A 12,089-nucleotide genomic window follows, 5' to 3' on the forward strand; every position below is an offset into this window, starting at 1 on the left:
ATGGGAGCGTGCAGTCTCGCCACGAGGGTCAGTCGCGGGTGAGCTTGCGGTACGTCGCGCGCCCGGGCTTCGCGGCATCGGCGCCGAGGCGCTCGATCTTGTTCTCCTCGTAGGCCTCGAAGTTGCCCTCGAACCAGTACCAGTTCGGCGTGCCGTCCTCGTTGAGGCCCTCCCACGCCAGGATGTGCGTGGCGATGCGGTCGAGGAACCACCGGTCGTGGGTGATGACCACGGCGCAACCGGGGTACTCGAGCAGGGCGTTCTCGAGGCTGCCGAGCGTCTCGACGTCCAGGTCGTTGGTCGGCTCGTCGAGGAGCAGCAGGTTGCCGCCCTGCTTGAGCGTCAGCGCCAGGTTCAGACGGTTGCGCTCACCACCGGACAGGATGCCGGCGCGCTTCTGCTGGTCCGGGCCCTTGAACCCGAACTGCGACACGTAGGCGCGGGACGGGATCTCGGTCTTGCCGACCTGGATGTAGTCGAGTCCGTCCGACACGACCTCCCACAGGTTCTTGTTCGGGTCGATGCCGCCGCGGGTCTGGTCGACGTAGGAGATCTGGACGGTGTCACCGATCTTCAGCGTGCCGCCGTCCAGGGGCTCGAGGCCGACGATCGTCTTGAAGAGCGTGGTCTTGCCGACACCGTTCGGGCCGATGACGCCGACGATGCCGTTGCGGGGCAGCGTGAACGACAGGTCGCCGATGATGACGCGCTCACCGAACTGCTTGCGCAGGTGCTCGGCGTCGATGACCTGCGAACCCAGACGCGGGCCGACCGGGATCACGATCTCCTCGAAGTCGAGCTTGCGGGTGCGCTCGGCCTCGGTGACCATCTCCTCGTAGCGGGCGAGACGGGCCTTCGACTTCGCCTGGCGGCCCTTGGTGTTGCTCCGGACCCAGTCGAGCTCCGAGGACAGGCGCTTCGCGAGCTTGGCGTCCTTCTTGCCCTGGACCTCGAGGCGAGCGCGCTTCTTCTCGAGGTAGGTCGAGTAGTTGCCCTCGTACGGGTACAGGCGGCCGCGGTCGACCTCGGCGATCCACTGGGCGACGTGGTCCAGGAAGTACCGGTCGTGGGTCACGGCGAGGACGGCACCGTGGTACTGCTGCAGGTGCTGCTCGAGCCAGAGCACGCTCTCGGCGTCGAGGTGGTTGGTGGGCTCGTCGAGGAGGAGCAGGTCGGGCTTCTGGAGCAGCAGCTTGCAGAGCGCGACGCGGCGCTTCTCACCACCGGACAGGTGCGTGACGAGTTCGTCCCCCGGGGGGCACTGCAGCGCGGCCATCGCCTGCTCGAGCTGGGAGTCGAGGTCCCACGCGTCGGCGGCGTCGATGTCTTCCTGCAGCGTGCCCATCTCGGCCAGGAGCGCGTCGAAGTCGGCGTCCGGCTCGGCCATGAGCGCCGAGATCTCGTTGAAGCGCGCGAGCTTGCCGTGGATCTCGCCCACGCCTTCCTGCACGTTCTCGAGCACGGTCTTGCTCTCGTCGAGCTCCGGCTCCTGCATGAGGATGCCGACGCTGAAGCCCGGCGTGAGCTTCGCCTCGCCGTTGGACGGCTGGTCGAGACCCGCCATGATCTTCAGGATCGTCGACTTGCCAGCACCGTTCGGTCCGACGACGCCGATCTTGGCACCGGGGAGGAACGACATCGTGACGTCGTCGAGGATCAGCTTGTCGCCGACCGCCTTGCGGGCGCGGACCATCTGGTAGATGTACTCAGCCATATCCCGATGAGTCTACTGAACCCGGCCCCCTGCCGGAACGCGCACAAGGGGTGTTGCATCGGCGCACTTCGACGTACCGTTGCCTCGCCTTCCACCAGAGGCCTCGTCGTCCACACGGAGATCAGGATCAGGGACATGCCCACAACACGAATCCGCCGGCTCGCGCTCCCCCTCGTCGGAGCGGTCGCACTCGCAGTCGGCCTCGTCGCACCCACCGGCGCGACGGCCTCGGCAGCCACCGTCGCCCCGCACGGCACACCGTTGGTCGAGTACACCGCCGACATCACCGAGGGCGGGGCCGGGACCGGGTACTCGTCGTACATCAACGTGCACGACGCGTACAACAACGCGTTCTCCGTGGGGATCCAGTCCGACAAGGGGTCCACCGTGAGCAAGGGGGCGCCGCGGTTCATCTGGGAGCGCGTGCAGAACGGCAAGTTCACGTACGGCTACCTCGGCCCGGCGACCCACAACGTGACCCCGGTCGGACTCCGCTTCTACCCGAACAACGTCGGGACCTTCTTCGCGAACGGCCACACGATCGCGGCGGTCGGCCTGAACCTGAAGGGGCGCCTGTTCTTCAACGTCGAGGGGAACGGCCGCCTGAACGGCGACGTCGTCCACTCGTCGATGCGCAACGTGAAGATCACGGTGCGCAACAAGCCCGGCGTGAGCGGCCTGCAGGGCAAGTGGAACACGAACTTCTCGTTCCACGGTCTGAAGGCACGCCAGGTCAACTCGCCGGCGGTCCAGGGAGCGACGTTCTGGGTGGACGGCCGTGTGAGTGGCCTGCCGAAGGGCGGCAACTGGGACACGACCGAAGTGGCGGGCATCGGCATGATCACCCAGCGCTGGTGACCGTCGGACACTGATCCGCGGGACGGGCATCACGCGGCCGGACGTTCGTGCTCCTCGGGTACGTCCAAGTCACGCAGGCCGTCGACCGGCCCGGCGTCGTCGAGATCGTGGTCGTGTTCGTCGTCCCGATCGACGTGGTCGGGCTCGACGTGATCGACCGGCTCCTCGCCGTCTGCCCGGGCCTGGTCGTGCCCAGGAGCGGACCCGGGTTCGTCCGGGGTCGGGCCGCGTACCTCCCCGGTCCGGGGGTCGACGTCCGCGGTGGCACCCGGCGTCACCGCCGAGTCCGAGGTGTGTCGAGGCACCTTGACCCAGTTGCTGATCCCCCACGCCAGGTCGTGCCCGATGCCGTCGGCGTCGATCTCGACCGAGGTCCCACCCCGACCGTCGCGTTCCCACGTGCGGATGCGGACCCGGCCGGCGACGACGATCCGGTCACCCTTCTTCAGGGACTTGAACACGTTCGACGCGAGCGACCGGAACGCGGTGACGGTGTACCAGTTGGTCGCGCCGTTGACCCAGGCGGCGGTGGCCCGGTCCCAACGGCGTGAGGGCGACGCGAGTCGGAGACTCGTGATGGCGATGCCGGTCTCGGTGACGAGGTGCCGGGGCTCGGTGGCGACGATTCCGCAGACGGTGATGATGTCGTTCATGCGTCGATCGTCACGGAGCCCGGGGCCGCGTCAGCGGCCCCGGGCTCGATCTGTGGCGTGTGGATCCGATCAGGCAACCTGTGGAGGACGAGTCCCCCGGGCCTCCTGGACAGACCCGCTCAGTGTGCTCGGAACTCGGGCCGGGCAGCCAACGGTCCGAGCGCGGCGTGGACCGCACCCTTCGCGGACTCGAGGGACGGGTAGGGCCCGCCCGCCCGTCGGCGTCCGTAGAGCTCGACCTCGAAGCCGTCCGCCGCACGGTGGATGCTGCCCACCGCTCCGGCCGGACCGATGGCGACCCAGGTTCCCGTGTTGTCCGTCATGTTCGAACCACCTCCTTGTGGCCCTGCCGCCCCGGGGTCAGGACGCCAGGATGTACTGACTGTAGGCCTTCCGGACCTTGTTCACCTTGGGCAGCGCGACTGCGAGGCAGTAGCCCTGGCCGGGGTTCTTCGCGAAGAAGTCCTGGTGGTACTCCTCGGCGCGGTAGAACGTCGAGAGCGGCTCGATGGTGGTGACGATGCCGCCGTCCCAGATGTCGGATGCTCGCTCGACGGCCCGTTCGAACACCTCGCGCTGCGCGTCGTCGGCCGGGAACATCGCCGAGCGGTACTGCGTGCCGACGTCGGCGCCCTGACGGTTCAGCTGGCGGGGGTCGTGCAGCGTGAAGAAGACGTCCAGGATCACGTCGGCCGGGATCACCGACTCGTCGAACGTCACGGCGACCGCCTCGGCGTGCCCCGTCGTGCCGGTGCACACCAGTTCGTAGGAGGGCTCTTCGACCTGCCCGCCGACGTAGCCGGACACCACGTCCTGCACCCCCTGGAGCGTGCGGTACACGGCGTCGAGACACCAGAAACATCCACCTGCGAGCACGAACGTGGTCATGGCCACTCCCTCTCTCCGGGCCGCCGATGCAGCAGCCTCGTTCCTCCACAACAGTGTGCGCGGAGACCCTGTTCCCCAGATCTGCTGGCACCCCTCGGCGTGTCGGTGGTCCCCCGTAGCGTCGGCACCACACCGACCAGGAGGCCAGCGATGCAGACCATCACCGAACCCGCACTGCGGATCCGCACCGTCCCGCTGGCCCGCGCCCGGGGCGACTACCGGATCCTCGACGTCCGCGACGACCTGAGCCGGGTCACCCGGGCCAACGGCGAGATCGTCGGGTACGTCGACCGCATCGACGTCGCCGGTGACACCGCGTACCGTGCCCGCCGGTACGTCGCGACCGAGCGCCGGTTCGTCGAGCTGCCGAGCGTGTGGTCCGCCGACGACGCCGTGGACACCCTGCGCTGGTCATGATGTTCCAGATTGGAATCATCTGCGATGGGATGCGCGGAACGCCGTCCGGCCTCCCCGACGCCTGACCGTTCCGTGGGTATGGTGCGCGCATGGACTGGTGGAACGACCTGACCGACTGGACTTCGTCCGACACGGGTTGGCGGGTGCTCTCGGGCGCTGTGATCCCCTTCGTCGCCATCGTCGTGGCGGGCGTCATCGCGGCGCTCATCGGGCGCAGCGCGACCAAGCGGGTCGTGGCGCTGCAGGAGCGCGAATCGAAGAACGCGGCCGTGGCCGCGATCCTGACGGCTGCGCGCAAGGCAGCTGCGTGGGGATCGCTCGGGCACGACGAGCGGGCCTACGCCGACCACCTCGCCGAGGACGCCGACATCCGGCTGCGCCTGCTCCCCGTGCAGGGTGCGCCACTGGCCGCCAACTGGGCACAGCACGAGATCGCCGACATCAAGAAGAACTCGTCGACGTTCAGCTTCCAGGCCGACCAGTCCCTCGCCGAGTTCCGTGACCGCCTGCTCGACTGGCAGTCGCGACCGAACCGTGCGCGCAAGCTCTTCAAGGCCGACCTCGAGCGCTGGAAGTTCGAGTCGCCGGACCCCGACGCCGACCTGATCAAGCGGCAGCAGGACTGGAACGCCGACCAGGCCGAGGCCCCACGCACGCAGGCGCAGGCAAAGGCCCCGGCCGCTCCCGCCGAGCGTCCCACCCCGACGACGACCTCGCTGCGTCCGGCGCAGCGCCCCACGTCCGCGCCGTCGACCCCTCCGGCGCCGGCCGCTGCTGCGCCCGGCGCTGCTGCACCCGGTGCGGCGTCAGCCGGTGCTGCGTCAGTCGGTGCTGCCGGCGGGACGACCCCGTCGTTCTCGGTGAACCGCGGTGCGGGCACGAACCCGAACCGCGGCAACGCCGACCCGAACGCCACACGCTCGTTCGGTGACAACACCACCCGCGTCTACGGCGACGACGAGGCTGCACCACCGGTCCGTCCGGCGCTCGGTACCCCGACCTCGCCCTTCCGCTCCGCCCAGGGCCGCGGCACGGACGACACCGAGGTCGTGGACGACGACAGCGCCACCCGAGCCTTCGGCGACTCCGACCGCGCACCGCGGAACGGCCGTCCGACCTCGTCCGACCGCCCCGTCGCGACGCCCACCGCAGCCGACGCACACGTCAATCGAGCACCCGCGAACGACGTCCCGCCCGCCTCGGCGCCCCGGGTCGACACCCCCGGCGCGACGAACACCACGTCCGTCCCGACCCGCCTGAACCAGGCCCCCGCAGAGCCGGCCGACGCGAACGAGACGTCAGAGGCGCCGTACACGCAGCCGATCAGCGCCGCCGAACTCCGGCGCCGCGCCGCGGACGACGACGAGTAGTAGCCAGCACGACGAGTAACAGCCACCACGACGAGAACAGGGCCGCCATCCGGAGAGGATGGCGGCCCTGTTCGTCTTCGGCGCCCCCGGCAGGAATCGAACCCGCGGCACGGTGGGTAGAAACCACCTGCTCTATCCACTGAGCTACGGAGGCGAGCAGCGTCGATTGTAGCGGCGAGCGGCCCTCAGACGCTCGATGCACACCCCGCCGCGTCGCCGTGACCGGGCTCGGCGGTCGCCCAACGGTCGGCCGCCGTCTGCTCCCCGTTCCCCTCCGCGACACCCACGCTTCGTAGCGTCCGGAGCATGCGCACCACCGGTTCCGTCCTCGCCGTCGTGCCCGCACGTGCCGGGTCGAAGGGGATCCCCGGCAAGAACCTCCGCACGGTCGCGGGTCGTTCGCTGGTCCGTCGAGCGGTCGAATCGGCACGACGTGCCACGCGCATCGACGAGGTGGTCGTCACGACCGACGGTGACGCCATCGCCGCCGAGGCGGTCACCGCCGGTGCCGCCGTGGTCCGCCGTCCGGCCGAGCTCGCGGGGGACGAGGCGTCCTCGGAATCTGCCCTGCTGCACGTCCTCGACGCGATCAGCACCCCGCTGCCCGAAGTCCTCGTCTTCCTGCAGGCGACCTCGCCGTTCATCGACCCGGCCGACCTCGACGCCGCCGTCGCGCGCGTGGTCGACGGGCACGCCGACGCGGTGTTCGCCGCCGCCCCGTCGCACGCGTTCCTGTGGCGGACCGCCCCGGACGGCACGGCGGTCGCGGTGAACCACGACGCTGCGACCAGGCCCCGTCGGCAGGACCGTGAGCCCGAGTACCGCGAGACCGGCGCCTTCTACGTGATGCGGACGGCGGGGTTCCTCGAGAACCGGCACCGGTTCCACGGCCGCGTCGAGCTGGCCGTCGTCGACGGTGCCGGCGCGATCGACGTCGACGACGAGGCCGACCTGGCCCTCGCCGAAGCGCTGGCCGGCGCGCTGACCGACTTCACGGCAGACGAACGCGTCGGCGCCGCGGCCCCAGCACCCACCACGACCCGAGACCCATCCCCGACGCGGGCCACCCCCGCACCGAACGGAGCACCATGACCGTCACCATCGGTACGTCCACGATCGGCGCGGGCCACCCCGCGTACCTCATCGGCGAGATCGGCCTCAACCACAACGGCGACGTCGACATCGCGAAGCAGCTCGTCGACGTCGCTGCCGACGCGGGCCTGCAGGCCGTGAAGTTCCAGAAGCGCACCCCCGCGATCTCCACGCCGGAGCACATGAAGAACACCCCGCGCAGCACCCCGTGGGGCGACATGACCTACCTGGAGTACCGCTACCGCGTCGAGTTCGACCGCGACCAGTACATCGAGATCGGTGACCACGCGACCCTCCGCGGTCTCGACTGGTTCGCGTCGCCGTGGGACGAGCCGTCGGTCGACTTCCTCGAGGACCTCAACGTCGTCGCCTACAAGATCGCCTCGGCGTCGGTCACCGACCTCGGCTTGCTCGCCGCCGTCGCCGCGACCGGCAAGCCCGTCATCCTGTCGACGGGCATGTCCACGCTCGAGCAGATCGACGCCGCCGTCGAGGCCCTCGGCACCGAGCGACTCGTCCTCATGCACGCGACCTCGACCTACCCGCTGCCGGCCGAGGAGGCGAACCTCCGCATGATCGACACCCTCGCCCACCGGTACGCGGGCGTCCCTGTCGGGTACTCCGGCCACGAGCCCGGCCTGCAGATCTCCATCGCCGCCGTCGCCCTCGGTGCCACGGCCGTCGAACGGCACATCACGCTCGACCGCACGATGTGGGGCTCCGACCACGCCGCATCGCTCGAGCCGCACGGCCTGAAGACGCTCGCCCGCGACCTCCGCATCATCGAGACCGCCCTCGGCGACGGCGTGAAGCGCATCTTCCCCGGCGAGCAGGCACCGCTCGCCAAGCTGCGTCGCGTCGGCGCGTGAGCGCATGCAGTCCCCATCCGACCGCCGGCGAGCAGGCACCGCTCGCCAAGCTGCGTCGCGTCGGCGCGTGAGCGCATGCAGTCCCCATCCGACCGCCGGCGAGCAGGCACCGCTCGCCAAGCTGCGTCGCGTCGGCGCGTGAGCGCATGCAGTCCCCATCCGACCGCCGGCGAGCAGGCACCGCTCGCCAAGCTGCGTCGCGTCGGCGCGTGAGCGGCCCGGTCGACGGGACCAGCGCCCTGAGCGGGCCGGGTGACGGCGGCGGGCCGACAGACGGACTGGAGGCGCGCCTCCCGTCCGACGCGTCACCACGCGTCCGACGCGTGGTCGGTCTGGTCGACACCGACTCGTTCGCGAAGTGGGGCGCACACCTGCTGGCGAGCGCCCCGGCGGACTGGGACCTGGAGCTGCGCACCGTGGCGACCCCGCGGTCGGCGAGTCCGAAGCAGCTGCAGTCGGCGTTCCGCGGGCTCGACCGGCGACTCGCCCACCTGCACCGCGAACCGCCCGCGCCGAAGGACGTCGACGCCGTCGTCGAGGAGCTCCGACAGGACCCGCCGGACGCCGTCCTGGTGTCGTTGATCGGACCGGTGGCCGAACTCGTGATCGACGAGGTGTACCGGCGGATCCCGGACCGGCCGGTGCTGGTGTCGGGGCTGCCGGGGATCTCGTTCCCGTCGAAGTGGAAGGGCGTCTTCTTCCGTGCCCGGGCCGACCTGTTCGTGCTGCACAGCCACCGTGAGGTCCGCGCGTACGAGGAGACGGCGCGCGACGGCGGCGTCGAGCCGCACTTCGCGCTCGCCACGTTGCCGTTCGCCCGGGGTGCCGGCGCCACCGGTGGTGCCGGCGCGACCGACGCTGTCGACGGTGTCGGCCCGACCGTCCGCGACTCCGTCGTCTTCGCGGCGCAGCCGAGTGTGCCGTTCGAGCGGACTGATCGGGCGATCATCGTGCGGTGGCTCGTCGAGACGGCACGGGCGCACCCGGAGTGGCGCGTCGTCATCAAGACGCGCGCGGCGGCCGGCGAGCACCAGACGCACCGCGAGGAGCACCCCTACCCGGACCTGGTACCGGCGGACGCGCCGACCAACCTCGTGGTGGAGAGCGGGCCGATGGCCGAGCACCTCGACCGCGCGGTGGCACTCGTGACGATCAGCTCGACCGCGGTGCTCGAGGCGGCGGCGCGGGGCGTCCCGGCTCTCACGCTGACCGACTTCGGCATCGGGCGGCACCTGATCAACGAGGTGTTCGTGGGGAGCGGCCTCGAGGGCGACGCCGTCGACCTGGTCGACGGACGGTTCGGTGTCGTCCGGCCGGAGTGGATGCGGGACAACTACTTCCACCCGGCCTCGGAGGACGACTGGCAGCACCGGCTGGTGGAGCTCATGGCCCGACGGGATGCCGGGGCCCTGGTGGACCGGGCGCCGGCTCGGCGGAGTCGCGGTGGGCTGCTGCGCCGCGCGTGGGAGCGGAAGAACGCCCTCGGCGGGGCAGACCGCAGCCCGCTCGGGCTGGTGGCGCTGGGCATCGGGGCGCCGATCCGGGGCGCGAAGCGTCTGGCGCGACGTGTGCGGGCGGTTGTCGATCCGCCGGCGCCCGTCGTGGTCTCAGCGCCGACGTCGCAGCGCGCGGGGGCGCGCGCCGCTGTGCCTGCGCCGGGGGCCGTCGCTGGGACGGCTGCGGCGGCGGCTGCGGCGACCGCTCGTTCAGAGCGCCCTGGCCACCGCGAGCAGGAGTTGGTCGCGGGTCGGGACGCCGGGTGAACGGAAGACCTCGGTGCCGTCGTCCTGCCGCACGATGATCGTGGGCGTGGACCGGATACCGAGGTCCTCCGCGTCGTCGGGGTGTGCCGCCACGTCGCGTTCGGTCACGGTGAGCCCGGGAACGAGCGCCGAGGCCTCGGCCGACACCCGGCGGGCGGCGGCGCACGGCGCACAGAAGGCGGACGTCCAGAGGTCGAGCTGCATGTGGTCCTGCAACGCGGCGGGTGGGGGTTCTACTCCCGGTCGAACTCGCCGCTGCGGTCGCCGCGGTCCTGCAGGTCGTCCACCGGGTCGGACTCCTCCGGCTCGTAGGTGAACTCGACCGAGATCTGGTCGAGGACCTGGCGGGACTTGGTGGCGCGGTAGGTGAAGGCCGTCTGCAGGCCCTCGACGTCGGCGAACACCGTGACCTCGTCGTCCAGCGCGTCGCTCGTGGCGGTGCGGGTGTCGGTCGTGCCGTCGAAGGGGCCGCCGTGGAAGATCGCGGTGTACTCGTCGCCTTCGTGGATGGTGATGTCGCTCATGCCTCCCTTCTACCAGGCGGCGGCTGGTGCAGTCTGTTCGGGGTCGTCGTCGCTCGACTGCACCGCCGTTGCATTTTGCATAGCATAGCTATATAGTTCAACTATGGAAACACCGCGTGAGCAGACGATCGAGACCCTCCTCGTCTCCGTCAACCGCCTGATCCGCAGCGCCGTCCAGTCGACGGGCAACACCACGTCCGCCGCGGTCTGGCGCACCCTCGGCATCCTCGAGACCGACGAGCCACTGCGACTCGGCGAACTGGCCACCGCCTCCCGTGTGGCGCAGCCCACGATGACCCGACTCGTCGCCGGCATGCTCGCCGACGGCCTCGTCAGCCGCAGCGTCGACCCGGACGACTCCCGCGGGCAACTCATCGAACTCACCGAGGCCGGACGCGAACGGCTCGCTTCCTGGCGCTCCACCCTCACCAGCACGGTCGGCCCGTTGTTCGCCGACCTGACCGACGACGACTGGGACGTCCTGCACCACGCGGCGAACCTGATCGCCCAGCGCACCCGGACAACCCCCAACGGAACGGAGATCCCCGCGTGAACGCCCACGCACCCGCCGGCCAGTCCGGCTCCATCCTCAAGCAGTCGTCCGCGGTCTGGGCGATCGCCTTCGCCTGCGTCGTCGCGTTCATGGGCATCGGCCTCGTCGACCCGATCCTCCCGGCGATCGCGGCGTCCCTGAAGGCGACGCCGGCGCAGACCGAGTTGCTCTTCACGAGCTACCTCGCCGTCACCGGTGTCGCGATGTTCTTCACCAGCTGGGTCTCCAGCCGCATCGGCGCGAAGCGCACCCTGCTCATCGGACTCGCCCTGATCGTGGTGTTCTCGGTGCTCGCGGCGACGTCGAACAGCGTGTGGAGCATCATCGACTTCCGTGCCGGCTGGGGCCTCGGCAACGCGCTCTTCATCTCCACCGCGCTCGCGACCATCGTCGGGGCGGCGTCGGGCGGCACCGCCTCGGCGATCATCCTGTACGAGGCAGCGCTCGGGCTCGGCATCGCCGTCGGCCCCCTCGTCGGAGGTCTGCTCGGCTCGGTGAGCTGGCGCGGCCCGTTCTTCGGCGTCACAACCCTGATGGCCGTCGCGTTCATCGCCATCGTCGCCCTGCTGAAGACCGGCAGCCTCGAGAAGCCCACGCCGACGAAGCTCTCCGCCCCCTTCCGCGCCCTGACCCGTCCGGCACTCGCAGCCCTCGCCGCGACCGCGCTGTTCTACAACATCGGCTTCTTCGTCCTGCTGGCGTACACGCCGTTCCCGCTCGGCTTCGGCGCGCTCGGGATCGGGTTCACGTTCTTCGGCTGGGGTGTCGGTCTCGCGATCACGTCGGTGTGGGTCGCCCCGATGCTCACCGCTCGGATGCGCCGGACGACCGTGCTGAAGGTCGCGCTGCCCCTGCTCGCGCTCGACCTGTTCGCCGCGGCCCTCGTCGTGCGCTCCCAGGTCGGCCTGATCATCTGCGTCGTCATCGGTGGTCTGGTGCTCGGTGTCCTGAACACCGTGCTCACCGAGTGCGTCATGGAGGCCACCGACCTCCCCCGCTCGGTCGCCTCGAGCGCCTACTCCGCCGTCCGGTTCATCGGCGGCGCCATCGCCCCGCCCGTCGCGACCCTGCTCGCCGACGCGTACTCGCCCTCGGCGGCGTACGTCTTCGCGGGCGCGTCCGTCGCGGTCGCCTTCGTCGTGATCCTCTGCACCACGAGGGTCCTGCGCCGCGTCGACGACGGTGCCGAGCCGGAGCGCGTCGAGGCCGAGGCGATCACCGCCGGCGACATGGCCTAGCCACCGGGCACCGGCGAACCCCACTCGCACCCCGCTTCCCCACTTCCCCACGAACGGGCGAAATGCCGGAGTGTCCCCCTCGGGCACGCCGGCCTTTCGCCCGTTCGTGCGTCCGCCCGCTTCCCCCGCGCGGGTTCTCTCCCCCTCGCC

General features: G+C 70.6%; 14 protein-coding genes and 1 tRNA gene. 8 read left to right on the plus strand and 7 right to left on the minus strand.

The annotated features are described in order from the left end of the window. Positions 1 to 28: 28 nt before the first annotated feature. On the minus strand, positions 29 to 1,714 hold the full coding sequence (gene ettA / locus DEJ35_RS02655) for an energy-dependent translational throttle protein EttA (protein WP_071405516.1): 1,686 nt from the start codon (positions 1,712 to 1,714) through the stop codon (positions 29 to 31). 135 nt (positions 1,715 to 1,849) lie between these two features. Here ettA and DEJ35_RS02660 point away from each other — a divergent pair, with 135 nt between their 5' ends. After that, positions 1,850 to 2,572, plus strand: a complete 723-nt coding sequence (locus DEJ35_RS02660) for a hypothetical protein (protein ID WP_110859174.1) — start codon at positions 1,850 to 1,852, stop codon at positions 2,570 to 2,572. Positions 2,573 to 2,601: 29 nt separating this feature from the next. Here the strand turns inward: DEJ35_RS02660 and DEJ35_RS02665 are convergent, their stop codons facing one another. The 3 genes from DEJ35_RS02665 to msrA form a co-directional block, all read right to left on the minus strand. Continuing rightward, positions 2,602 to 3,225: a single-stranded DNA-binding protein gene (locus DEJ35_RS02665; protein ID WP_110859173.1), complete on the minus strand. Its 624-nt coding sequence runs from the start codon at positions 3,223 to 3,225 to the stop codon at positions 2,602 to 2,604. A gap of 119 nt (positions 3,226 to 3,344) precedes the next feature. Next, the gene (locus tag DEJ35_RS02670; protein WP_017886045.1) at positions 3,345 to 3,548 is read right to left on the minus strand and encodes a hypothetical protein; all 204 of its coding nucleotides are present in this window, start codon (positions 3,546 to 3,548) and stop codon (positions 3,345 to 3,347) included. A 37-nt stretch (positions 3,549 to 3,585) separates the two neighbouring features. Next, on the minus strand, positions 3,586 to 4,113 hold the full coding sequence (msrA, locus tag DEJ35_RS02675) for a peptide-methionine (S)-S-oxide reductase MsrA (protein ID WP_110859362.1): 528 nt from the start codon (positions 4,111 to 4,113) through the stop codon (positions 3,586 to 3,588). Between the two features lie 150 nt (positions 4,114 to 4,263). Here msrA and DEJ35_RS02680 point away from each other — a divergent pair, with 150 nt between their 5' ends. Beyond that, the gene (locus DEJ35_RS02680) at positions 4,264 to 4,530 is read left to right on the plus strand and encodes a hypothetical protein (protein WP_017886047.1); all 267 of its coding nucleotides are present in this window, start codon (positions 4,264 to 4,266) and stop codon (positions 4,528 to 4,530) included. 89 nt (positions 4,531 to 4,619) lie between these two features. Next, positions 4,620 to 5,900 carry a hypothetical protein gene (locus DEJ35_RS16935; RefSeq protein ID WP_181435484.1) on the plus strand — a complete coding sequence of 427 codons (1,281 nt, stop codon included), beginning with the start codon at positions 4,620 to 4,622 and terminating at the stop codon, positions 5,898 to 5,900. Positions 5,901 to 5,981: 81 nt separating this feature from the next. On the opposite strand, the gene DEJ35_RS02690 is transcribed toward DEJ35_RS16935, so the two are convergent. After that, a tRNA-Arg gene (locus tag DEJ35_RS02690) sits at positions 5,982 to 6,054 on the minus strand. Between the two features lie 152 nt (positions 6,055 to 6,206). On the opposite strand from DEJ35_RS02690, the gene DEJ35_RS02695 reads away from it, so the two are divergent. The 3 genes from DEJ35_RS02695 to DEJ35_RS02705 all read left to right on the plus strand — a co-directional run bounded on the left by DEJ35_RS02695 (position 6,207) and on the right by DEJ35_RS02705 (position 9,624). Then, positions 6,207 to 6,992 (plus strand): cytidylyltransferase domain-containing protein, encoded by a 786-nt coding sequence (locus tag DEJ35_RS02695; protein ID WP_111192000.1) that lies wholly within the window; start codon positions 6,207 to 6,209, stop codon positions 6,990 to 6,992. Beyond that, positions 6,989 to 7,861 carry an N-acetylneuraminate synthase family protein gene (locus tag DEJ35_RS02700; protein WP_110859170.1) on the plus strand — a complete coding sequence of 291 codons (873 nt, stop codon included), beginning with the start codon at positions 6,989 to 6,991 and terminating at the stop codon, positions 7,859 to 7,861. The genes DEJ35_RS02695 and DEJ35_RS02700 overlap by 4 nt, the downstream gene beginning before the upstream one ends. A gap of 209 nt (positions 7,862 to 8,070) precedes the next feature. Continuing rightward, positions 8,071 to 9,624 (plus strand): DUF6716 putative glycosyltransferase, encoded by a 1,554-nt coding sequence (locus DEJ35_RS02705; RefSeq protein ID WP_146244734.1) that lies wholly within the window; start codon positions 8,071 to 8,073, stop codon positions 9,622 to 9,624. Here the strand turns inward: DEJ35_RS02705 and DEJ35_RS02710 are convergent. Together DEJ35_RS02710 and DEJ35_RS02715 are read right to left on the minus strand one after the other, a co-directional pair. Then, complete coding sequence (locus DEJ35_RS02710; protein ID WP_110859168.1) at positions 9,568 to 9,828, minus strand: thioredoxin family protein; 261 nt, start codon at positions 9,826 to 9,828, stop codon at positions 9,568 to 9,570. The genes DEJ35_RS02705 and DEJ35_RS02710 overlap by 57 nt on opposite strands. A 29-nt stretch (positions 9,829 to 9,857) precedes the next feature. After that, the gene (locus DEJ35_RS02715) at positions 9,858 to 10,148 is read right to left on the minus strand and encodes a hypothetical protein (RefSeq protein WP_027464647.1); all 291 of its coding nucleotides are present in this window, start codon (positions 10,146 to 10,148) and stop codon (positions 9,858 to 9,860) included. Positions 10,149 to 10,251: 103 nt separating this feature from the next. Here DEJ35_RS02715 and DEJ35_RS02720 point away from each other — a divergent pair, with 103 nt between their 5' ends. Both DEJ35_RS02720 and DEJ35_RS02725 read left to right on the plus strand, forming a co-directional pair. Continuing rightward, positions 10,252 to 10,701, plus strand: a complete 450-nt coding sequence (locus DEJ35_RS02720; RefSeq protein ID WP_027464646.1) for a MarR family winged helix-turn-helix transcriptional regulator — start codon at positions 10,252 to 10,254, stop codon at positions 10,699 to 10,701. After that, positions 10,698 to 11,939 (plus strand): MFS transporter, encoded by a 1,242-nt coding sequence (locus DEJ35_RS02725; protein ID WP_110859167.1) that lies wholly within the window; start codon positions 10,698 to 10,700, stop codon positions 11,937 to 11,939. Before DEJ35_RS02720 ends, DEJ35_RS02725 begins: the two co-directional genes overlap by 4 nt. Positions 11,940 to 12,089: the final 150 nt, after the last annotated feature.

The sequence above is a fragment of the Curtobacterium sp. MCPF17_051 genome (assembly GCF_003234595.1).
Lineage (GTDB): Bacteria > Actinomycetota > Actinomycetes > Actinomycetales > Microbacteriaceae > Curtobacterium > Curtobacterium flaccumfaciens.